We start from the raw sequence: 21377 nt of genomic DNA on the forward strand, positions 1-21377 counted from the left end.
AGCTTGAGGGCGTCAACTCCATGAAATTGGCCGCTTCCGTTTCCGTGCTCGCGCTTGCCCTGTCGGCCTGCGCCGCCACTGCCCCGATGACCCCGGTCGAGTCCGCGTCGGCCGACAGCGCCCCGGCACCCGCCGCCGCGACCACCGAGCGCACCCCCGAGGGTGCCCGTGCCTTCGTCGCTTCGGTCGAGAAGGACCTCCTCGACCTCTCCAACATCTCGCAGCGCGCCGCGTGGGTGAACAGCACCTACATCACCGACGACACCGATGCGCTCGCCGCCTATTTCGGCACCATCGGGACCGAGAAGGGCGTCGCCTACGCCAAGGAAGCGGCCGAATGGTCGAAGGTGCAGGGGCTCGACCTCGACACCGCGCGCAAGCTGAACATCCTGCGCGGCGCGCTGGTGCTCGCGGCGCCCTCGACCCCCGGCGCGGCGGCCGAACTAAACACCATCGCGACCCGGCTCCAGTCGACCTACGGCAAGGGCCGCGCGACCCTCGACGGCAAGGTCATCACCGGGGACGTCGCCGAGGAGCAGATGGGCGTGCTTCGCGATCCGAAGAAGACCGCCGAAGTCTGGACCAGCTGGAACAACAATGTCGGCCGGCCGATGCGCCCCGATTACACCCGCATGGTCGAGATCGCGAACCAGGGCGCCAAGGAACTCGGCTACGACGACACCGGCGCCATGTGGCGTTCGCAGTACGACATGAGCCCGCAGGAATTTTCGGCCATGTACGACCGGCTGTGGAGCGAGGTGAAGCCGCTCTACGACCAGCTCCACTGCTACACCCGCGCCAAGCTCAACCAGAAGTACGGCAATGCGGTCCAGCCCGCCTCGGGCCCGATCCGTGCCGACCTCCTCGGCAACATGTGGGCGCAGGAATGGGGCAACATCTACGACGTGGTCGCGCCCAAGGGTTCGGGCGATGTCGGCTATGACGTGACCGACCTCTTGAAGGCCAAGAAGAAGACCCCGACCGACATGGTGAAGATCGGCGAGGGCTTCTACACCTCGCTCGGCTTCGCGCCGCTGCCCGAGACCTTCTGGGCCCGTTCGCAGATCGTCCGTCCCGAGGGCCGCGAGGTCGTCTGCCACGCTTCCGCCTGGGACCTCGACAACAAGGACGACCTGCGCATCAAGATGTGCACCAAGGTCAATGGCGAGGACCTGGTCACCATCCACCACGAGCTGGGGCACAATTTCTACCAGCGGGCCTACAACCAGCAGCCCTATCTCTACCTCAACGGCGCCAACGACGGCTTCCACGAGGCGATCGGCGACTTCATCGCGCTGTCGGTGACGCCCGAATATCTGGTCCAGATCGGGCTGCTCGACCGCAACAAGGTGCCCGATGCGAGCAAGGACACCGGCCTGCTGCTTCGCCAGGCGATGGACAAGGTCGCCTTCCTTCCCTTCGGCCTGCTGGTCGACAAGTGGCGCTGGGGCGTGTTCGACGGGTCGATCCCGGCGAGCAGCTACGAGGCGGGCTGGAACCAGCTCCGGCTGCAATATCAGGGGATCACGCCGCCGACCCAGCGCAGCGAGGCCGACTTCGACCCGGGCGCCAAGTACCACATCCCGGGCAACACGCCTTATGCGCGCTACTTCCTCGCCCGCATCCTGCAGTTCCAGTTCTACAAGGCGGCCTGCGACATGGCGGGCTGGAAGGGGCCGCTCCACCGCTGCTCCTTCTACGGCAACAAGGAAGTCGGGCAGCGCCTGAACGCGATGCTGGAAATGGGTGCGAGCAAGCCGTGGCCCGATGCCCTCCAGGCCTTCACCGGCAGCCGCGAGATGAGCGGGCGTCCGATGCTCGAATATTTCGCGCCGCTGCAGCGCTGGCTCGAGCAGCAGAACCAGGGGCGGAAGTGCGGCTGGTAGGCCGCTCCGCCTGAGCTCCACGAAAGAAGGGCGCCGGCCGCGAGGCCGACGCCCTTTTTTTGGTCCGGCTAGACCGGTCGATCAGTAAGCGACGGCGCCGGTCTTGATCTCGGTCTTGCTGTCGGCGTCGAGGTCGATGCCGTCCTTGCGCAGCGTCTTCACCTTCTTCTCGACCTGGCCGGCGAAGTCCTCGACCTTCTGGCCCCATTTCTCGAGGGGCAGGCTCTCGCGGCGCGAGAGGAGGAAGGCCGCGATGCCGGCACCGGCCGCGAGCGCGCCGAGCGCCACCGTCGCATAGGGGTGCGACTTGACGGCGGCGGTCGCCTGGCCGCGGCGGCCCTCGATCTTGCTGCGGAGGTTGCCGGCGCGGCTGCTCGCGCTGCTCTTGGCGCGGCTGGTGCGCGTGCGGCTGCGGTTGTTACTGGTGGTCGACTTACTGGCCATCTTGGCTGCTCCATTGAATCCGTTGGGGAATATGGAGACTTAACGCCGCGACCGCGCGCGGGTTGCGTTCATTACGGCGATGTAAGGGTGGCGGGCCGACCCGACCGCCACCCCACTGGTCGGATCAGAGCTGCTCGAGCAGGGTCTCGGCGCTCGACGCCTTGTACTCGCCCGGCGCCTCGACGTTGAGCTGCTCGACCACGCCATCGTTGACGATCATCGAATAGCGCTGCGAGCGGGTGCCCATGCCGAAGCCCGAGCCGTCCATGCTGAGGCCGAGGGCCTGCGCGAGCTGGCCGTTGCCGTCGGCGATCATGGTGATGTCCTCGCTGCCCTGGTCCTTGTTCCAGGCAGCCATGACGAAGGCGTCGTTGACGCTGGTGCAGGCGATCTCGTCGACGCCCTTGCCGCGCAGCTCGTTGGCCTTCTCCACATAGGAGGGGAGGTGCTTGGCCGAGCAGGTCGGGGTGTAGGCCCCGGGGACCGCGAACAGCGCGACCTTCTTGCCGCCGAAATAGTCGCCGGTGGTGGTCGGCCGCGGGCCTTCGCTGGTGGCGATGGTGAGCGGCATGTCGGGCAGGCGGTCGCCGACCTTGATCGTCATTTAAGAGGCTCCTCTGGCATGAGTGTGTCGTGGCGCTCGCTCTACCCAGCGTTGATGACACCAACAAGGCTTGTGCGGCGGTGGCCGCGTGGCAAGATATGGCGATGGCCGATCCGCCCTTCCTGTCCGGCAAGCTCCTGCTGGCGATGCCGGGAATGGCCGATCCGCGCTTCGAGCGGTCGGTGACCGCTTTGTGCATCCACGACGAAAATGGTGCGGTCGGGGTCGGCATCAGCCACAAGCGCGCGGGGATCCGCCTGCGCGGCCTCCTGAAGCAGCTCGAGCTCGATCCCGGCGAGGCGCCCGACGCGGCGATCCACCATGGCGGCCCGGTCGAGCCGGGGCGCGGCTTCGTGCTCCATTCGGACGACTGGGGCGGCGAGGACACGCTCCAGGTGGTCGGTCCGACCGGCAGGCTGTGGGCGATGACCGGGACGATCGACGTGCTGCGCGCGATCGCGGAAGGTCGGGGGCCGAAGCGCTGGCTGGTCGCGCTCGGCTATGCTGGCTGGGGCGCCGGCCAGCTCGAGGACGAGATGACCCGGCACGGCTGGTTCGCGGCCGCCGGCAGGCCCGACATCCTGTTCGAGACCCCCACCGACGAGCGCTGGGCGGCGGCCTTCAAGAGCGAGGGGATCGATCCCCGCCTGCTTGCCAGCGAGACCGGCGCGGCCTGACCTTTCGACCATGTGACACCGATGTCACACTCGTCATTAACAATTGGGTTGAGGCTCCGTGGCGGCTTGTCTTGATCGCGCTCGCCCGCGAAGAGGCCCCAGCTATTAAACGAGGTTAAGAAAATGACCAAAGTCCATCTTCTCGGTGCCACGGCACTGCGCGGCATTGCCGCTGCGACGCTGATCGCCGGTTTCAGCTCCACCGCCTTCGCGCAGGAAGTCGAGCAGGAGAAGCAGCAGGAAGCCCAGGCTCCCGGCGCGCCGACCACCGAGCAGGAAACCGAGTCGAACACGGCCGCGACGACCGATCAGGACATCGTCGTCACCGGGTCGCGCATCCGTCGTCCCAACCTCGAGAGCACCGTTCCGGTCACCTCGGTCGGCGGCGAAGAATTCTTCGAGACCGGCAACGTCTCGGTCGGCGACGCGCTGAACGACCTTCCGGCGCTGCGCTCGACGCTCGGCCAGTCGAACTCGACCCAGTTCCTCGGCACCTCGGGCCTCAACCTGCTCGATCTTCGCGGCCTCGGCACCCAGCGCACCCTGGTGCTGGTCAACGGCCGCCGCCACGTCCCGGGCGACATCCTGTACAACGCCAATTCGCCCGACGTGAACACCATCCCGACCGACCTCATCGAGCGCGTCGACGTGGTGACCGGCGGTAACTCGGCGATCTACGGTTCGGACGCGATCGCGGGCGTCGTCAACTTCGTCCTCAAGAAGGACTACAGCGGCCTGCAGATCCGCGGTCAGGGCGGCATCAGCAAGTATGGCGACGCGGGCGCCTATTACACCAGCCTGCTGGCCGGCAAGAACTTCGCCGACGGTCGCGGCAACGTCGCGATCAACCTCGAATACGCCCGCCAGAACGACTATTACGCCTCGGGTCGCCCGAACCTGCGCCAGCAGAACGGCTTCGTCACCGTCGATACCGATCCGGCGGATGCGGTGAATGGCAGCGACGGCAACCCCGACGCCATCTTCTATCGCGACATCCGCAGCGCGACCTACTCGAACGCGGGCACCTTCCGCGGCGCGCGTGTCAATGGCTTCCGTACCCCGTACATCTTCCAGCCGGACGGCACGCTGGCCCTGCAGACCGGCACGCGCGTCGGTCGTGGGCCCAATGGCTCGTTCATTGGCGGCAACGGCGACAACTTCCGTGACGGGACTCAGTTCGGCCTGTCGCCGAAGCTCGACCGTTACAGCGCCAACCTCGTCGGCCACTTCGAGATCAGCCCGGCCCTCGAGCCGTTCGTCGAAGCCAAGTTCAGCCGTACCGATTCGCTCGGCAACGCCAGCGGTCCGTTCTTCACCGGTGCGGTCGGCGAGCGCTTCTCGACCAGCAACCCGTATCTGGCCGACCAGGCCCGCGGCATCATCCGCGACTATTACGGCGACTATTACGACGCTGCGGGCAATTACGTTGCAGGGGGTGACGGCATCAACGACGCCGACCAGTTCGGCTTCACCTTCCTCAAGAATGCCGTCGACCTCGGCAATCGCGAGGAGAAGGGCCGCCGTGACACCTATCGCATCGTCACCGGCGTTCGCGGCGACCTCGGCTCGAACCTGAACTACGAATTCTCGATCAACTACGGCGAGCATCGCGAGAAGACGAAGATCACCGGCAACGTCAATCTCCAGCGCTACCTGCTGGCGATCGATGCGGTCCAGGACGGCAGCGGCAACGTCGTCTGCCGCGCGAAGCTCGACCCGACCTCGGCTTCGGCCTTCGTCGATTCGAACTTCGCCCGTCAGCAGCTCGTCAACGACATCGCGACCTGCGTCCCGGTCAACCTGTTCGGCAGCGGCAACATCACCCAGCAGGCGCGGGACTATCTGCTGACCAACAGCCGTGCTCGCGCCAAGCTGACCCAGCTCGACATCACCGGCTTCGTCTCGGGCGATACGGGCACCTTCTTCAACCTGCCGGGCGGTCCGGTCGGCTTTGCCCTCGGCGGTGAATATCGCCGTGAGACTGCCTTCTACGACCAGGACGACTTCACCCAGAGCGGGCTGACCTTCTACAACGGCATCGCCACCTGGCGTTCGCCCAAGTTCAAGGTCAAGGAAGCCTTCGGCGAGCTGCGCTTCCCGATCCTCAAGAACAGCCCGTTCTTCGAGGAGCTGACGCTCAGCGCCGCCGGCCGCGTGTCGGATTACAAGGGCCGGACCGGTACGGTCTACGCCTACAACGCCGGCCTCGACTGGGCTCCGGTCCGCGACATCCGCTTCCGCGCCAACTACAGCCGTGCGGTTCGTGCTCCGAACCTCAGCGACCTGTCGTTCCCGCTGTCGCAGAACTACTCGCTGGTCTCGGATCCCTGCTCGCTGGATAACCGCGACACGCCGCTGCGTCAGACCAATTGCGCTGCCGCGGGTGTTCCGGCCGACTTCAACTACATTTACCTCTCGTCGCTGCCGTTCCAGTCGGGCGGCAATCCGAACCTGCGTGAGGAGAAGTCGGACAGCTACACGGTGGGTGCGGTCATCCAGCCCCGCTTCCTTCCGGGCTTCTCGGCCTCGGTCGACTATTACGACATCACGGTGAACAACGTCATCACCGCGCTGTCGGCGCAGTCGATCCTCGACGCCTGCTACGACCAGACCGACATCAACAACCAGTTCTGCGGTCAATTCCAGCGGGCCGGCGCCGCCGGTGGTCCGAACGGCGAGCAGCCGTTCCAGATCATCGACAACAGCCTGCAGGTGGTTCCGCTGAACTTCGCGAAGCTCAAGGTCCGCGGCATCGACGTCGAGGTCGCCTATCGCCGCGAGATCGGCAATCTCGGCCGCCTCAACACGCGCTTCATCTACACTCGCGCGCTGGAGAATGCGTCCTTCCTCAACCCGATCGATCCGAAGCGCGGCAACACCGCCAACGGGGAGCTCGGCAGCCCGAAGAACGCCTTCAACTGGAAGACCAGCCTCGAGCACGGGCCGTTCACCATTGGCTACGAGATGCGTTACCTCGATAAGATGACCAACGGTGCCTACGAGAACTACTTCTCGTACCAGGGTCGTCCGCCCGAGAATGCCGACGCTTTCTCGAAGCGCTTCTACCCGGCGGTCTTCTACCACGACGTCCGCCTGGCGATCGACGCGGGCAAGAAGTACAACTTCTACGTCGGCGTGGATAACCTGCTGAACACCAACCCGCCGCTTGGCGCATCGGGCATCGGTGACGGCAGCGGCATCTACTCGAACCGCGGTCGCTTCTTCTACTCGGGCTTCGTCGCGAAGTTCTGAGCAGCGCATCGCTGACCAACAGGGGAAGGCCGGTGCCGCAAGGTGCCGGCCTTTTCCCTTTTCTTGACGCCTCACTTTGCGGCTCGCAGGGCAAACCCGATGAACGACCCATCCGATGACATCGTCTTTGCCGGGGAAGCGGACCGCGCGCAGGTCCTCGCCCATGGACGGCGACTGCTGGCGCAGAGCCCGCGGCTTGCGGCCGCCCAGGCGCGCGAAATCCTCCGCCTGTCGCCGCATGACGGGGATGCGCTACGGCTTCTCGCCCAGGCGCTTCGCCGGCTCGGAAATGACGAGGAAGCGAGCGAGGTCGAACTCGCCTCGGTCGAGGCCGCGGGACATTCCCCGACGCTCGTCGAAGCTGCGATCGCGATCCAGTCGCAGAAGCTCCACGAGGCCGAGCGGCTGCTCCGGCCGTGGCTCGGCGCGCATCCCGACGATGCTGCCGCGCTACGCATGCTCGCCGAGATCGGCGCGCTGGTCGGGGCCCGCAAGGACGCCGAGCAGCTTCTCCGCAAGGCCCTCGAGGTCGTCCCCCGTTATCGCTCGGCGCGGCTGCGCCTGGTCACGCTGCTGATCGACCAGAACCGCATGCACGACGCCTTCACCTTGCTCGAAACGATGCTCGCCGAAGAACCCGACAATGCGGGCATCCTCGGGACCAAGGCCGATGCCCTCGGCAGAATGGGAGACTATCGCCAGGCCGCCGCACTCTACACGAGACTGCTCGAGCGGATGCCCGACCATTCCGGCCTGTGGGTCAACCTCGGCCATGTCCGCAATACCCTCGGCGACACAGAGGGAAGCGTGGAGGCCTATCGGCGGTCCGCAGCCCTGAAGCCCGAGGCCGGCGTCGTCTGGTGGAGCCTCGCCAACCTCAAGACCTTCCGCTTCGCGCCCGAAGACGTCGCGGTCATGCGTCGCGAGCTCGCCCGCGACGACCTTGGCGAGGACCAAAGGCTCCATCTTCATTTCGCGCTGGGCAAGGCCTTCGAGGATGCGGGCCAGGTCGAGGAAAGCTTCGCGCATTATGCCGCCGGAAACGCGATCCGGAAGGCGCAGTCGGGCTATCATGCCGACGTCATCACGGGCCTTGTCGACCAGTCCCTGTCGCTGCTGAAGGACGGCGCGACCGGTCCGGCGCAGCACGCCAGCGAGGCGGTCACGCCGATCTTCATCGTCGGCCTCCCGCGGGCGGGATCGACCCTGATCGAGCAGATCCTCGCCAGCCATTCGGCCATCGAGGGCACCGCCGAACTGCCCGTGCTTCCGCTGCTGACCCGCGAACTCGAGCAGGAGGAGGGCGGCCGCTACCCGGAAAATATCCGTGCGCTATCGCCCGAGCGCGCCCGCGAGATCGGCGAGCGCTACCTCGAGGGGGCGGCGGTCTATCGCAAGACCGACCGGCCGTTCTTCATCGACAAGCTGCCGAACAATTGGCTTCACGTCGCGCTGATCGCGCGCATCCTCCCCAACGCCCGGATCATCGACGCGCGGCGCCATCCGCTCGATTGCGGCTGGTCGCTGTTCAAGCAAAATTTCGCGCGCGGGCAGGGGTTCAGCTACGACCTCGACGACATCGGCCATTACTATCGCGATTATGTGCGGCTGATGGCGGCGGTCGATGCGGCGATGCCGGGGCGGGTGCACCGGGTCATCCATGAGCGGCTGGTCGAGGACAGCGAGACTGAGATCCGCGCGATGCTCGACTATGTCGGCGTGCCCTTCGAGGAGGGCGTACTGCGCCACCACGAGAACGACCGCGCGGTCCGCACGCCGAGCGCCGCGCAGGTCAGGAAGCCGATCAACCGCGAGGGGATGGAGCGCTGGCGGCCGTTCGAGCCGTGGCTCGGGCCCCTGAAGGAGGCGCTCGGGGACGTGCTCGACACCTATCCCGAGGCGCCGGCGTCCATCTGAAGTCGTCGTCCCCGCGCGGGCGGGGACGACGCTTGTCTCTTAGTAGCGGTAGTGGTCCGGCTTGAACGGACCTTCGCTCTTCACGCCAATGTAGCTCGCCTGCTTGTCCGAAAGCTGGGTCAGCTTCACGCCGAGCTTCTCGAGGTGGAGCGCGGCGACCTTCTCGTCGAGGTGCTTGGGCAGGACGTACACGTCGTTCCCGTACTGCTCCGACTTGGTCCACAGCTCGATCTGCGCCAGCGTCTGGTTGGTGAAACTGGCCGACATCACGAAGCTCGGGTGGCCGGTGGCGTTGCCGAGGTTCACCAGGCGGCCCTTCGAGAGGACGATGATCTTCTTGCCGTCCGGGAATTCGACCTCGTCGACCTGCGGCTTGATCTCGGTCCACTTCATGTTGTTCAGCGAAGCGATCTGGATCTCGCTGTCGAAGTGGCCGATGTTGCAGACGATCGCCATGTTCTTCATCGCGCGCATGTGGTCGAGCGTGATGACGTCCATGTTGCCGGTCGCGGTGACGAAGATGTCGGCGCGCGGAGCGGCCTCTTCCATCGTCACGACCTCATAGCCTTCCATCGCGGCCTGGAGCGCGCAGATGGGATCGATCTCGGTCACCAGCACGCGCGCGCCGCCATTGCGGAGCGACGCGGCCGAGCCCTTGCCGACGTCACCGAAGCCCGCGACCACCGCGACCTTGCCGGCGAGCATCACGTCGGTGCCGCGGCGGATGGCGTCGACCAGGCTCTCCTTGCAGCCGTAGAGATTGTCGAACTTCGACTTGGTCACGCTGTCGTTGACGTTGATGGCGGGGAAGGGGAGCTTGCCCTGCTTGGCGAGCTCGTAGAGCCGGTGGACGCCGGTGGTGGTCTCTTCCGAGACGCCCTTGATGCTCTGGACGGTCTTGGTGAGGTAGCCCGGACGCTCCTTCAGGAACTTGTTCAGCGTCGCGACGAAGATTTCCTCTTCCTCGTTCGACGGGGTGAAGAGGGTCTCGCCGGCTTCGACCCGCGCGCCCCACAGCGCGAACATGGTGGCGTCGCCGCCGTCGTCGAGGATCATGTTGCAGGTGGTGTCGTCACCATCCTTCGACCAGTCGAAGATGCGGACGACATAGTCCCAATATTCCTCCAGCGTCTCGCCCTTGACGGCGAAGACGGGGACGCCGGTCGCGGCGATGGCGGCGGCGGCATGGTCCTGGGTCGAATAAATGTTGCAGCTCGCCCAGCGGACGTCGGCGCCCAATGCGGTCAGCGTCTCGATCAGCACCGCGGTCTGGATGGTCATGTGGAGCGAGCCGGTGATGCGCGCGCCCTTCAGCGGCTGCGAGGCGCCATATTCCGAGCGGAGCGCCATCAGGCCCGGCATCTCGGTCTCGGCGATCTCGATTTCCTTGCGGCCGAAATCGGCCAGGCCGAGGTCCTTGACGAGATAGTCGCGTGTCAGGGTCTGGGTCGCCACGTTCTTCAACTCCGATGCTGGAACGGCCGCTAGCCCGCGGCCCGATGTCGAGCGCCCCCTAGCGCAGCGGGCCCACAAACAAAAGGGCCGCCCCTTTCGGGACGGCCCTCCTGTTCGGTTGGTCCGCTCGACTTAGAAGTCGGCGCGGAAACCGGCGTACCAGTAACGACCGATCGGGTCGAAGCCGTTGCCGCCTTCGTTGCCGATCAGGCCCAGCGGGGGCAGCTGATCGGTGAAGTTGTCGACGCCGGTGTAGAAGCTGTACTTCTTGTTGACGCGGACATTGAGGCGCAGGTTCTGGATCCAGCGCTCCGGATACCAGACCTCGGCGGTCAGGTCGGCGTTGGTCGGATCGCGGCCCTGGAACGAGTAGTAGTTCTCGTAGGCGCCGATGATCTGACGGCCGACATAGTTGACCGAGTAGCGCAGGTCGAAGTTCTTGTAGGTGAAGGTCGTGGCGAAGTTGGCCGCCAGTTCCGGGTCACCGAGGTTGAACAGCTGCTGCGACGCGAACTGCGGGTTGGTCGGGCTGGTGTAGTTCTCGCGCTTCAGCACGTAGGTCGCGATCAGGCGCGAGTCGGTGCGGAAGTCCGGGGTCCACTGCTTGCGATAGCCGACTTCGACGTCGATGCCGTCCGCCTTCTGCTTCGCGTAGTTGACGCCACCCGAGATCAGCGCGGGGCTGGCGAAGGTGAAGTCGGGGTTACGCGGGAAGATCAGGCCGCAATACTGGTTGGGCTGCGGCAGATCGTAGCAGAGGTTGAGGATGGTCTGGCCGCCGAGGGTGGCGATCAGGTTGTTCACCCGGATGCGGTAATAGTCGACCGAGAGGTTGAAGCCCGGGATGAAGCGCGGCGTGAACACGCCGCCCAGCGTCAGGGACTTGCCGGTTTCCGCGGTCAGCAGCGGGTTGCCGCCCGAGCTGATCTCGGTGGTCTGCGAACGCGCCGGGGCGTTGATGAAGCCGAGCGGAATGCCCTGGTTCTGGCAGTTCGTGTACCGGTTGGTGCCCGGGCTGCCGATGTTCAGGACGTCGCAGGGATCGGCCAGGAACGCGAAGTTCTGGCTGAACGGCGCGTAGAGGTCGCTCAGCGTGGGCACGCGGACCGACTTCGAGTAGTTGGCGCGGAAGCGCAGGTCGCGGACCGGAGCCCAGACACCGTTCAGGTTGTACGCCTTGGTGGTGCCCGCGGTGGTGTTGTAGTCCGAGATACGACCGGCCGCCGAGACGGTCAGTTCGTGCGCGAACGGCAGGTCCTTGAGCAGCGGCGCTTCGATTTCGCCGAAGGCTTCCTTCACCTTGAACAGCGGCGGGTTGAACGGCTGGAAGGCGTTGAAGAAGGTGCCACCGGCCTGCGACAGCGGATCGGCGTAGTAGAATGCCTTCTCACGGCGATACTCGCCGCCGACCACGAAGCGGATCGGGCCGCCCGGCAGTTCGAACAGCTGCGAAAGATCGCCGCCGACATAGCCGACCACGTTGAACTCGCTCGCGCCGTACTTCACGAAGGTGTCGTCGGTCTGGACGAAGTCGAGCGCCGCCTGGCTCGGTGCACCGAAGCCGAAGACGTTGATCGGAACGCAGTCCGGACGGGTGACCGTGGTCTGGTTCACGCGGCAGACGATCTGTCCGGCAGCGTTACGCACCGCATCGGTCGCCAACAGGAAGCCGTCCGGGTTCCCGTCGAGGTCGAAGGTGATGAGGTTGTTGCGCTGCGTGGTGTTGATGCGCACCCGGCCATAGTTGACCGCGACTTCGTAGTTCCAGTCGTCGTTGAAGTCGCCGCGGACGCCACCGACCACGCGGTAGGTCTTGCGCTTCACGAGCTCCGAACGGCCGCCGAAGTCGATGTTGAAGCGGCCGAGCGCCAGCGTCTCGGTCGAGGTCGCACCGCCGGCGCAGCGGCCGACGGCCTGCAGCGCGGTGATGTCGGCCGCGTCGAGGAACGGGTTGTCGCAGCGGATGCCGCGGCCGGCACCGAAGAAGGCCGGGAACGAGCTCTGGAAGAAGCTCGGCTGGCCCTCCTGCAGACCCTTCACGTAGACATACTTGCCCTCGAAGAAGGGCTGGAACGCCGGGCTAACCTCGAACGAGGTCAGGATGTTGGCGGTGTAGCGGTCGAGGCCCGGCGCGATCTGGCCGGTGTCACGAAGCGTGGCGCCCGGCGCGTCCTGGCCCGGGACCGGGATGTAGTTGCCCGAACCATAGGGACGGAAGTCGAACAGCGGGGTCTGGGTGATCAGGTCGCCGTTGCGGTTGAAGTTCAGGACCTTGACCTGGCCGAGCGGGGTGCCCGGATTGTAGCAGCGCGCGGCGCCGAGGGCAGCGGCGCTGCCGCCCGGGGCGTAGATGGCGCTGGTGCAGCCGCCCGCCGGGGCGACGGCGGTCAGGGTGCCGCCATTCGAGATGGCGGTGTTGCGGACGCCGCAGAAGAACTGCTGGTCGGGGATGCCGTCCGAACCGAACGGGCTCTCACCGGTGGTGAATTCGGCGGTGTTGAACTGGCAGCGGCCGCTGTAGGCGCCGGTGAGGAAGTCGCGATCGCGGAAGTAGAGCGGGTTCGCCTTCACATATTCCAGGTTGCCCGCGACGTTCAGGCGATCGTCGAGGAAGTTCTTACCCGCGGTCAGCGAGAGGGTGTAGATGCCGCGATCCTTGCGGTCCGACACGCCGCCCTGGCCACGCAGGGTGATGCCCTCGTAGTTGTTCTTGAGGACGAAGTTGACGACGCCCGCGACGGCGTCCGAGCCGTACACCGCCGACGAACCGCCGGTGATCACGTCGACGCGGTCGATGAGGTCGGTCGGGATGGTGTTGACGTCGACCAGGAAGTCGCCCGGCGAAGCGGTGACGTGGCGGCGGCCGTTGACCAGCACCAGGGTGCGGGTGACGCCGAGACCGCGAAGGTCGAGCAGGTTGAGGCCGGTGGTGCCGATGAAGCGGGTCGAGTTCGCCTGGCTGTAGGTCGAGCGGATCGACGGCAGGTCGTTCAGCGCGTCGCCGACGTTGACGTCACCCGAGCTGGTCAGTTCCTCGGCGGTCAGCGAGGTGACCGGAACCGGCGATTCGATGTTGGGACGACGGATACGCGAACCGGTGACGACGATTTCGCCTTCCTTGGTCGCTTCCGGGGTGGTCGCGGTGGTCGCGACTTCGCTCTGGCCCGTGGCGGTCGCGTCCGGAGTCGGGCACGACTGGCTGGCGGGGATGGTGCTGCCGTCGGCGCAGGTCTGCGTCGTCGGGGCCGTGGTGTCGGTCGGCGTGGCGGTCTGGGCCGACGCCGCGCTGCTAAACGCGAAGCTCGCGCCCACCAGCGCCAGAGTGTTCAGCGCGGTGGCGCCGAGCAAGGTCGTCTTCTTCATAGCCAGGTGAATCCCTCGAAACTGGATGGCAATCCGCCGGCCTTCATGGCGGGGCGTCCGGCAAACACAATCCGTTCATGGGGCAGCAAGTATTTCTGTCGCCGTGCTGTCGCAAAAATAACACAGAGACCGGTAGGCGACTCTCTTAACACAGGTTAAGTTTCTGAAAGAACCCGCGTGATGTCAGCAGCTTACGACGGTGCGACACAAGAGACACAGCGCGACTCTCTTATGTCCTCCTGCCGCGGCCCCGGCCGCACGGACGCTCTTCTTTTACCCCGCGGAGGCCTGTATCGCTGCGTCGGTGAGCGGGGCGTTCGGACCGGAAATGCTGGCAGGCGAGGGGTGGCAGACGGCCGCGCTGGCGCTTGCCGCCCTGTGGGTTCCCGTGGCCGCGCTGCTCGCCTGGCGGGGCGCCCGGCAAAGCCGCCAGGCGCGGGCGCTGACCGGCCATGCCAAGGCGATCGCCGCGCTGCTCGCCGCCGCGCCGAGCCGTCCTTTACTGGTCATGGCCGATCGCTCGATCGATGCCGAGCCGGGGCTGCTGCGCGAGCTCGGCTGCCCGGCCGCGACGACCCTTGCCGAGCTCGGCGGCGAGGACGGGCTGCGGGGCGCCGACCTCGCCGCGCTCGAGGAGGGGCTGGCCGCCGCGGCGCTCGGCTCCAATCCCATTGCCCTCACCGTCAGGGTACAGGCCTCGGGGCGGCTGTTCGACGTTCGCGGTGGACCCGCGCCCTTGCCGTCGCCGCCGGGATCGGTGCTGCTGTGGATCGCCGACTGCAGCATTGCCGAGCGCGACCGGACCGAGACCATCGCCCAGCTCCAGGCGACCGAGATCGCGCTCGCCGCGCTGACCCAGCTGATCGAGGCGGCGCCCTTTCCGATGTGGGTACGCGGCGAGGACCTGCGCCTCGTGCTGGTCAATCGCGCCTTCGTCACCGCGGTCGAAGCCCGCGACGCGCGTGAAGTCGTCGCCCAGGCGGTCGAGCTGGTCGAGGGCGGGGCCGAGAGCGCCGCGCTGGCGCTCACCGAGGGGCGGCCGAACGAGCGCGTCCGCCCGGCCACCATCGGCGGCGAGCGGCGGACCTTGCGCCTCGTCGACGTGCCGCTCCCCGGTGGGCGGGTCGCCGGCTATGCGATCGACATCCAGGAGCTCGAGGACGCCCGCAGCGAGCTCTCCCGCTACGTCGAGAGTCAGCGCGAGCTGAGCGACCGGATGACCGCGGGCGCGATCCAGTTCGACCCCGACCGCACGCTGTCCTCCTACAACACGCCCTTTGCCATCCTTAGCCAAATCGAGACCGACTGGCTCGACGAAAAGCCCGAATTCGACCGCCTGCTCGAGCGGATGCGCGAGAACCATCGCCTCCCCGAAGTGCGCGACTTTCCCGAATGGAAGGCCGAGCGGCGTGGCTGGTTCACCAGCGCCGAGGAAGTCCATGAGGAGGAGTGGATCCTCGCCAATGGCGACCATCTGCGCGTGGTCGGCCAGCCGCTCCCCGACGGCGGGCTCCGGCTGATCTTCGAGGACCGCACCGAGCAGGTCCGCCTCGCCAGCGCGCGCGACACCCTGCTCCGGGTCCGCACCGCGACCTTCGACAATCTGTTCGAGGGCGTCGCGGTGTTCGCGTCCGACGGCCGCCTCTATCTCTGGAATCGCCGCTTCGGCGATTTCTGGGGGCTGGACGAGAGCTGGCTCGCCGAGCACCCCCGCGTCGACGAGCTGGTCCCGGCCTTTGCCGGGCGCCTCGTCAACCCGACCGCCGCGGCGCGGCTGCGCGAACTGGTCCGGGCCGCCACCACCGAGCGGCGGGTCGAGCGCGGCCGCCTCAACCTCGCCGACGGTCGCCACTTCGAATTCGCCGCGGTTCCGCTCCCCGACGGCAATGCGCTCTTCACCATGGTCGACGTGACCGACTCGAGCCGCATCGAGGCCGCGCTTCGCGAGCGTGCCGAGGCGCTCGAACAGGCCGACAAGGTGCGCACCGACTTCGTCGCCAACATGAGCTACGAATTGCGCACGCCGCTGACCTCGATCGGCGGGTTCGCCGAGATGCTGCGCGAGGGCTATGCCGGCGAATTGTCGGGCTCGGCCCGCGACTATGTCTCGGCGATCCTCGAATCGGTTGCGCGGCTGTCGCGGCTGATCGACGACGTCCTCGACCTGACCCAGGGCGCGCGCGGCGATGTGACGCTGGAGCGCGAGCGGGTCGATCTCGCCGGCCTCGTCCGCAGCGTCGCCGAGGGGATGGAGCCCGCCGCCCGGGCCAAGCGCCTCAAGTTCAAGGTGGTGGTGGGCGAGGGCACGGGGTCGCTCCAGGGCGACCATCGGCGCCTGCGCGAAAGCCTCGAGCATGTGCTTCGCAACGCCATCGCCTATACCGACAAGGGCGAGGTCCGGCTGGTCACCCGCGGCGATCCCGACATGGCCGAGATCCTCGTCAGCGACACCGGCCCGGGGCTTGCCCCCGAGGACCAGGCGCGGGTGTTCGAGCGCTTCACCCGGCTGGGCGAGAAGCGCGGCGAGGCGGCGCTCGGGCTCGGCCTCCCGCTCACTCGCCAGTTCATCGAGGCGCATGGCGGCACCGTCCAGCTGTCGAGCGCGGTCGGGCAGGGGACCAGCGTGCTCATCACGCTTCCGCGCGGCCGAAGCTGATGTGGACCCTCACCGAGCCCGACATGGCCAAGGCCGGCGCGGCGCTGGCGGCGGCGATCCGCGCGGGCGATGTCGTGACCCTCTCGGGACCGCTCGGCGCGGGCAAGACCACGCTGGTGCGGGGGCTGCTCGCCGCGCTCGGCCACGAGGGCGAGGTGCCGAGTCCGACCTTCGCCATCGTCCAGCCCTATGAGGCGACCCGCGTACCCGTCGCGCATGTCGACCTCTATCGGATCGAGGACAGCCACGAGATCGAGGAGCTCGGCCTCGACGACATGCTCCTCGACAGCGCGCTGCTGGTCGAATGGCCCGAGCGCGCCGATGCAGCTGCCTGGCCCCAAGCCCTCCGGTTGTCGCTTTCTGTCGACGCCGATGGCCGCCGCGCCTTGACTTGGGAGGTGCCCGGGGCATGGGAAGGGCGATGGCCACCGCCCCCGCTTCGAGCATGATTCCGCCCGCTGCCGCCGACGACTTCCTCGCCCGCGCCGGGTGGGAGGGAGCGCGCATCGTCCCGCTCGCCGGCGACGCCAGCTTCCGCCGCTATTTCCGGGTTCACCACGAGGGCCATGGCGCGGCGGTGCTGATGGACGCGCCCCCGCCGCACGAGGACCCGAGGCCGTTCATCGCGGTCGCCGAATGGCTGACCGGCCGCGGTTTCAGCGCCCCCGACATTCTCGCCCGCGACCTCGATGCCGGGCTCCTGCTGCTGGCCGACTTCGGCGACAGCCGGCTGCGCGAGACGCTCGACGACGCGCCCGACCGCGAGGCCGAGCTCTACGCTCATGCGACCGACCTCCTGGTGGACCTCCACGGCCATGCCCCCATGCCCGGGCTTCCACCGCACGGGCTTTCCGAATGGCTGACCGAGCTCGAGCTCTTTCCCGACTGGTATGCGCCCGCGGTCGGGATCGAGGTCGACCGCGCCTCGTACCGCGCGGCCTGGGAAAAGGTGCTTTCCCCGGTCGCCGCCGATGGGCTCGGCCCGGTCACCGTGCTGCGCGACTATCATGCCGAGAACATCATGCTGGTCGACGGGCGGCGCGGGGTGAAGCACCTCGGCCTGCTCGACTTCCAGGACGCGCTTGCCGGCCATCCCGCCTATGACCTCGCCTCGGTGCTTGAGGACGCGCGGCGTGACGTTTCGCCCGAAATCGAGCGCGCGATGCTCGACCGCTACATCGCCGCGACCGGGCAGGGCGAGGCGTTCGAGCGCGCTTATTGGGCGCTCGCCGCGCAGCGCAACACGCGCATCCTCGGGGTCTTCTGCCGGCTGTGGAAGCGCGACGGAAAGCCCGGCTACCGCCGCTTCCAGCCGCGCATGTGGGGCCTGCTCGAGCGTGACCTCGCCGCACCGGGGCTCGCGCCGGTCGAGGCCTGGTTCGACGCCAACGTGCCGCCCGCGGCCCGCGCCGCCGCCTGGGGCGAGGCCGCCTGATGGCCGCGCAGAGCCACCGCGCGCTCCGCATCCGGCCCGAAATCCCGGCCGAGGTCCCGAAGACCGCCATGGTCATGGCCGCCGGCCTCGGCAAGCGGATGCGGCCCTTGACCGCGACGCGGCCCAAACCGCTGGTCGAGGTCGCCGGCAAGGCGCTCCTCGATCATGTCCTCGACCGGCTTCGCGCCGCGGGGGTCGAGCGGGTGGTGGTCAACGTCCATTATCTCGCCGATGCGCTCGAGGCACATCTCAAGGCCCGGGTGAAGGATCTCGACGTCGCGGTCAGCGACGAGCGCGCGCAACTGCTCGAGACCGGCGGCGGCCTCGTCCGCGCCCGCCCGCTGATCGACTGCGATCCCTTCCTGGCGGTCAACAGCGACAATTTCTGGGTCGACGGGCCGAGCGATTCGCTCAAACTCCTCGCCAGCCAGTGGGACGGGGCGAAGATGGACTGCCTGCTGCTCCTCGTGCCGCTCGCCCGCGCGGGCAATCACGGCGGGGTCGGCGACTTCCACATGGACTCGGGCGGGCGCCTGCGCCGCCGCGGCAAGGCGCGTGTCGCACCCTTCGTCTACACCGGCATCCAGCTGATGAGCCAGCACCTCCTCGACGACGCGCCCGAGGGTCCTTTCTCGACCAATATCCTGTGGGACAAGGCGATTGCGCAAGGGCGCTGCTTCGGCACCGTCCACCAGGGTCTGTGGTTCGACGTCGGCACCCCCGGCGCGATCCACGCCACCGAGCACGCGCTCGCCCATGAGTGAGGCCGCGCCCCGGCCGGCGGTCTTTTCCATCCCGGCCGAGGCGAGCTTCGCCGATGCGCTCGCGACCGAACTGGTGCGCCGCTTCACCGGCGACCCGCTGGCGCTGGCCCGCGGCCGAATCCTCCTTCCCAACGCCCGGGCGGTCCGCTCGGTCACCGAGGCCTTCGTCCGCGCCAGCGGCGCCGGCCTGCTGCTGCCCCGGCTGATCCCGGTCGGCGACCCTGCGCTCGACGAGCGGATCGGCGGCGCGCTCGAGCCTGTCTCGGGCGACCCCGTGCCCCCCGCGATCGACCCGCTCACCCGGCAAGCGGAGCTCGCCTTGCTGATCCGCGAGGAACGGGGCGGAAGCACCGCCGAGGCGTGGCGGCTCGCCGCCGAGCTCGGCCGCACGCTCGACCAGCTGCTGGTCGAGGAAAAGACTCCCGCCGACCTCGCCGCGATCCTCGGCGCGCAGGACGATCTCGCCGGCCACCAGCAGCGCGCGCTCGAGCAGCTCGGCGTGCTCCTCGAGCGCTGGCCCGAGCGGCGCGCGGGCCTCGGCCGGATCGAGCTCACCGAGCGCCGCAACCGGCTGCTCAACGCCACCGCCCGGCGCTGGCAGGCGGCCCCGCCGCCCGGTTTCACCATCGCCGCGGGAATCACCACCGCCGCGCCGGCCATCGCCGGGCTGCTCCGCGTGATTGCCGGACTGCCCGAGGGCAAGGTGGTGCTTCCGGGGCTCGCCGACGCGGCCCTCCTGTCGGACGAGCAGTGGGAGGCGCTCGGCAGCGAGCGGCCCGACGATCCCCAACGGCCCGAGCCGACGCATCCGCAATATCACCTCAAGCTGCTGCTCGACCGGATGGGGATCGGCCGCGCCGAGGTGCAGCAATGGCCGTCGACCAGCGCCGCCCCCGACGGACCCGCCCGGAGCCGCGCCGCTGCGCAGGCGCTCACCGCCGCTTCCTTCAGCCATGAATGGAGCAGGCTTGGGCAGGAGCAGCGCGAGCTCGGCCCCGTCAAGCTCGCCGTCTTCCCCGATCCCGCCGCGGAAGCGCAGGGAATCGCCCTTGCCCTGCGCGCAGCGCTCGAGACACCCGGCCGGACCGCCGCGCTCGTCACTCCCGACCGCCAGCTTGCCCGGCGCGTCGGCGAGCATCTCAAGCGCTGGGGGATCGAGGCCGACGACAGCGCCGGGACTCCGCTCGGGCTGCGACCGCCCGGGACGCTGCTTCTCGTGCTGACGGCGGCGGGAGCGGAGGGCCTGGCACCCGTCGCCCTGCTCGCGCTGCTTGGCCATCCGCTGGTCCGCGCAGGCGAGGGGCGGCTCGGCTGGCTCGACGATGTCCGCACGCTCGACCTCGCGCTGCGCGGGCCGCGCCCGCTGCCGGGGCTCGCCGGGCTCGACCGATTGCTTGCCCAGCGCCATGCCGAGCGGCCCAGGCGCGGGATCGCGGAAGGCTGGGAACGGATCCGTCCGGCGCTGGTCCCGGTCGAGGGGCTGCTCGCCGAGGGGACCACGCTTGCTGACCTGGCGGCCCGCTTGCGCGAGACCGGGACCGCTTTGTGCGGAGACCAACTGTGGAGCGGACCCGACGGCCGCGCCGCCGCCGACCTCCTCGCCGCGATCGAGGCCTCGCCAAGCACCGCGCGACTGCCGGTCGGCACCGACGACGCGGTCCCGCTCCTGCGCAGCCTGCTCGACGCCGTCGCGGTCCGCCCGCCTTACGGGCAGCACCCGCGCGTCAGCATCCTCGGCCTGCTCGAGGCGCGGCTGATCAAGACCGACCTCATGGTCCTCGCCGGGTTGAACGAGGGCGTGTGGCCAGCCCCGCCGAACCCCGATCCCTGGCTCCCGGTCAAGGTCCGCCGCCAGCTTGGCCTGCCGGGGCCCGAGCTTCGGATCGGCCTCTCGGCCCATGATTTCGCGAGCCTGCTCTGCGCCAAGGATGTCCTGCTCAGCCGCGCCCGCCGCGACGGCCGCTCGCCCACCGTCAGTTCGCGCCTGCTGCTTCGCCTCGAGGCGCTGACCGGCAGCCTCAGGCGCGACACCGAGCTCGAGCGGCTTGCGATCGTGCTCGACGATCCGGTGGAGGAACGGCCGGTCGCCCGCCCTCGCCCGTGCCCGCCGGTGGCCGACCGTCCGCGTTCGATCAGGGTCACCGACCTCGATCGCCTCAAGGCCGATCCCTTTTCCTTCTATGCCAAGGCGATGCTCAGGCTTCGGCCACTCGACGACCTTGCCGCCGACCAGGACGCGGCGTGGCGCGGGACCATCGTCCATGCGCTGTTCGAGCAGTGGCACGACGAGGACCAATGTGCCCCGGCGCAATTGCTCCCGCGTGCCCGAACCCTTCTTGCGGCCGACGACATCCACCCGCTGATGCGCGCCTTGTGGGGGCCGCGACTGCTCGAGGCGATCGCCGTGCTTGCCGACCATGAGGCGGCGCTCCAGGAAGAGGGGAGGCGGCCGGCCGGGGCCGAGGTCGACGGCCAAGCCGAGATTGCGGGGGTGAAGCTGATCGGCCGCGCCGACCGGATCGACCGGATCGCGCGTGGCCGCGACGAGCTCGTCATCCTCGACTACAAGACCGGCAAGCCCCCGGCGAAGAAGCAGGTCGAGGCGGGTTTCGCCCTCCAGCTCGGGCTGCTCGGGCTGATCGCCGAGGCCGACGGGTTCGAATGGGTGAAGGGAAAGCCCGAAGGCTTTGAATATTGGTCGCTCGCCAAGCCCGACAAGGGCGATCGCCGCGGCTATGTCCAGGACATGGGCGGGACCGGGCTCCTCGAGGAAGCCCGCCGTCACTTCGCCGAAGCCGCGGCGCGCTGGCTGACCGGCGACGAGCCCTTCACCGCCAAGCTCCAGCCGCGCTTCGCCCGCTACGGCGACTACGACCAGCTGATGCGGCTCGAGGAGTGGCTCGGCCGGGCCGAGGCCTGAGCTT

The 21377-nt window shown here is 68.1% G+C and carries 13 protein-coding genes; 9 read left to right on the forward strand and 4 right to left on the reverse strand.

Annotation, left to right across the window (positions count from 1 at the left end; all coding sequences use genetic code 11):
- Positions 1–20: 20 nt before the first annotated feature.
- Positions 21–1886 carry a M2 family metallopeptidase gene (locus BS69_RS0103590; protein WP_029940617.1) on the forward strand — a complete coding sequence of 622 codons (1866 nt, stop codon included), beginning with the start codon at positions 21–23 and terminating at the stop codon, positions 1884–1886.
- Positions 1887–1967: 81 nt separating this feature from the next.
- Here the strand turns inward: BS69_RS0103590 and BS69_RS0103595 are convergent, their stop codons facing one another.
- On the reverse strand, positions 1968–2330 hold the full coding sequence (locus tag BS69_RS0103595; RefSeq protein WP_029940618.1) for a hypothetical protein: 363 nt from the start codon (positions 2328–2330) through the stop codon (positions 1968–1970).
- A 124-nt stretch (positions 2331–2454) separates the two neighbouring features.
- Positions 2455–2934 (reverse strand): peroxiredoxin, encoded by a 480-nt coding sequence (locus BS69_RS0103600; RefSeq protein ID WP_029940619.1) that lies wholly within the window; start codon positions 2932–2934, stop codon positions 2455–2457.
- A gap of 104 nt (positions 2935–3038) precedes the next feature.
- On the opposite strand from BS69_RS0103600, the gene BS69_RS0103605 reads away from it, so the two are divergent.
- From BS69_RS0103605 to BS69_RS0103615, 3 genes are all read left to right on the forward strand, one after another.
- Entirely contained in the window at positions 3039–3611 is a 573-nt protein-coding gene (locus BS69_RS0103605; protein ID WP_029940620.1) for a YqgE/AlgH family protein, read from the forward strand.
- Positions 3612–3734: 123 nt separating this feature from the next.
- Positions 3735–6863 carry a TonB-dependent receptor domain-containing protein gene (locus BS69_RS0103610; RefSeq protein ID WP_029940621.1) on the forward strand — a complete coding sequence of 1043 codons (3129 nt, stop codon included), beginning with the start codon at positions 3735–3737 and terminating at the stop codon, positions 6861–6863.
- 99 nt (positions 6864–6962) lie between these two features.
- Entirely contained in the window at positions 6963–8780 is a 1818-nt protein-coding gene (locus BS69_RS0103615; protein ID WP_051676511.1) for a tetratricopeptide repeat-containing sulfotransferase family protein, read from the forward strand.
- A gap of 39 nt (positions 8781–8819) precedes the next feature.
- Here BS69_RS0103615 and ahcY read toward each other — a convergent pair whose 3' ends face one another.
- Together ahcY and BS69_RS0103625 are read right to left on the reverse strand one after the other, a co-directional pair.
- Positions 8820–10235, reverse strand: a complete 1416-nt coding sequence (gene ahcY / locus BS69_RS0103620) for an adenosylhomocysteinase (RefSeq protein WP_029940623.1) — start codon at positions 10233–10235, stop codon at positions 8820–8822.
- A 132-nt stretch (positions 10236–10367) separates the two neighbouring features.
- The gene (locus BS69_RS0103625) at positions 10368–13598 is read right to left on the reverse strand and encodes a TonB-dependent receptor domain-containing protein (protein ID WP_051676512.1); all 3231 of its coding nucleotides are present in this window, start codon (positions 13596–13598) and stop codon (positions 10368–10370) included.
- Positions 13599–13902: 304 nt separating this feature from the next.
- Here BS69_RS0103625 and BS69_RS0103630 point away from each other — a divergent pair, with 304 nt between their 5' ends.
- Genes BS69_RS0103630 through addB form a run of 5 tightly spaced genes read left to right on the forward strand, consistent with a single transcriptional unit; the run spans position 13903 to position 21373 of the window.
- Entirely contained in the window at positions 13903–16254 is a 2352-nt protein-coding gene (locus BS69_RS0103630) for a sensor histidine kinase (protein ID WP_156956864.1), read from the forward strand.
- Positions 16254–16703, forward strand: coding sequence for a tRNA (adenosine(37)-N6)-threonylcarbamoyltransferase complex ATPase subunit type 1 TsaE (gene tsaE, locus BS69_RS0103635; protein ID WP_029940626.1), 450 nt, complete (start codon positions 16254–16256; stop codon positions 16701–16703). Before BS69_RS0103630 ends, tsaE begins: the two co-directional genes overlap by 1 nt.
- Positions 16700–17689 carry an aminoglycoside phosphotransferase family protein gene (locus BS69_RS0103640; protein WP_029940627.1) on the forward strand — a complete coding sequence of 330 codons (990 nt, stop codon included), beginning with the start codon at positions 16700–16702 and terminating at the stop codon, positions 17687–17689. Before tsaE ends, BS69_RS0103640 begins: the two co-directional genes overlap by 4 nt.
- Complete coding sequence (locus tag BS69_RS0103645; protein WP_029940628.1) at positions 17689–18453, forward strand: nucleotidyltransferase family protein; 765 nt, start codon at positions 17689–17691, stop codon at positions 18451–18453. Before BS69_RS0103640 ends, BS69_RS0103645 begins: the two co-directional genes overlap by 1 nt.
- A complete protein-coding gene (gene addB / locus BS69_RS0103650; protein WP_029940629.1) occupies positions 18446–21373 on the forward strand; it encodes a double-strand break repair protein AddB in 2928 nt (975 codons plus the stop codon). The genes BS69_RS0103645 and addB overlap by 8 nt, the downstream gene beginning before the upstream one ends.
- Positions 21374–21377 lie beyond the last annotated feature (4 nt).

Origin of the sequence: Sphingomonas astaxanthinifaciens DSM 22298, assembly GCF_000711715.1 — a bacterium.
GTDB lineage: Bacteria > Pseudomonadota > Alphaproteobacteria > Sphingomonadales > Sphingomonadaceae > Sphingomicrobium > Sphingomicrobium astaxanthinifaciens_A.

What these genes read in the sequence shown, in the direction of transcription:
- addB (WP_029940629.1), top strand. Translation starts at nt 18,446, where the DNA reads ATGAGTGAGGCCGCGCCCCGGCCGGCGGTCTTTTCCATCCCGGCCGAG.
- BS69_RS0103605 (WP_029940620.1), top strand. Translation starts at nt 3,039, where the DNA reads ATGGCCGATCCGCCCTTCCTGTCCGGCAAGCTCCTGCTGGCGATGCCG.
- BS69_RS0103600 (WP_029940619.1), bottom strand. Translation starts at nt 2,934, where the DNA reads ATGACGATCAAGGTCGGCGACCGCCTGCCCGACATGCCGCTCACCATC.
- BS69_RS0103610 (WP_029940621.1), top strand. Translation starts at nt 3,735, where the DNA reads ATGACCAAAGTCCATCTTCTCGGTGCCACGGCACTGCGCGGCATTGCC.
- BS69_RS0103625 (WP_051676512.1), bottom strand. Translation starts at nt 13,598, where the DNA reads ATGAAGAAGACGACCTTGCTCGGCGCCACCGCGCTGAACACTCTGGCG.
- BS69_RS0103640 (WP_029940627.1), top strand. Translation starts at nt 16,700, where the DNA reads ATGATTCCGCCCGCTGCCGCCGACGACTTCCTCGCCCGCGCCGGGTGG.
- tsaE (WP_029940626.1), top strand. Translation starts at nt 16,254, where the DNA reads ATGTGGACCCTCACCGAGCCCGACATGGCCAAGGCCGGCGCGGCGCTG.
- BS69_RS0103645 (WP_029940628.1), top strand. Translation starts at nt 17,689, where the DNA reads ATGGCCGCGCAGAGCCACCGCGCGCTCCGCATCCGGCCCGAAATCCCG.
- BS69_RS0103590 (WP_029940617.1), top strand. Translation starts at nt 21, where the DNA reads ATGAAATTGGCCGCTTCCGTTTCCGTGCTCGCGCTTGCCCTGTCGGCC.
- BS69_RS0103615 (WP_051676511.1), top strand. Translation starts at nt 6,963, where the DNA reads ATGAACGACCCATCCGATGACATCGTCTTTGCCGGGGAAGCGGACCGC.
- BS69_RS0103595 (WP_029940618.1), bottom strand. Translation starts at nt 2,330, where the DNA reads ATGGCCAGTAAGTCGACCACCAGTAACAACCGCAGCCGCACGCGCACC.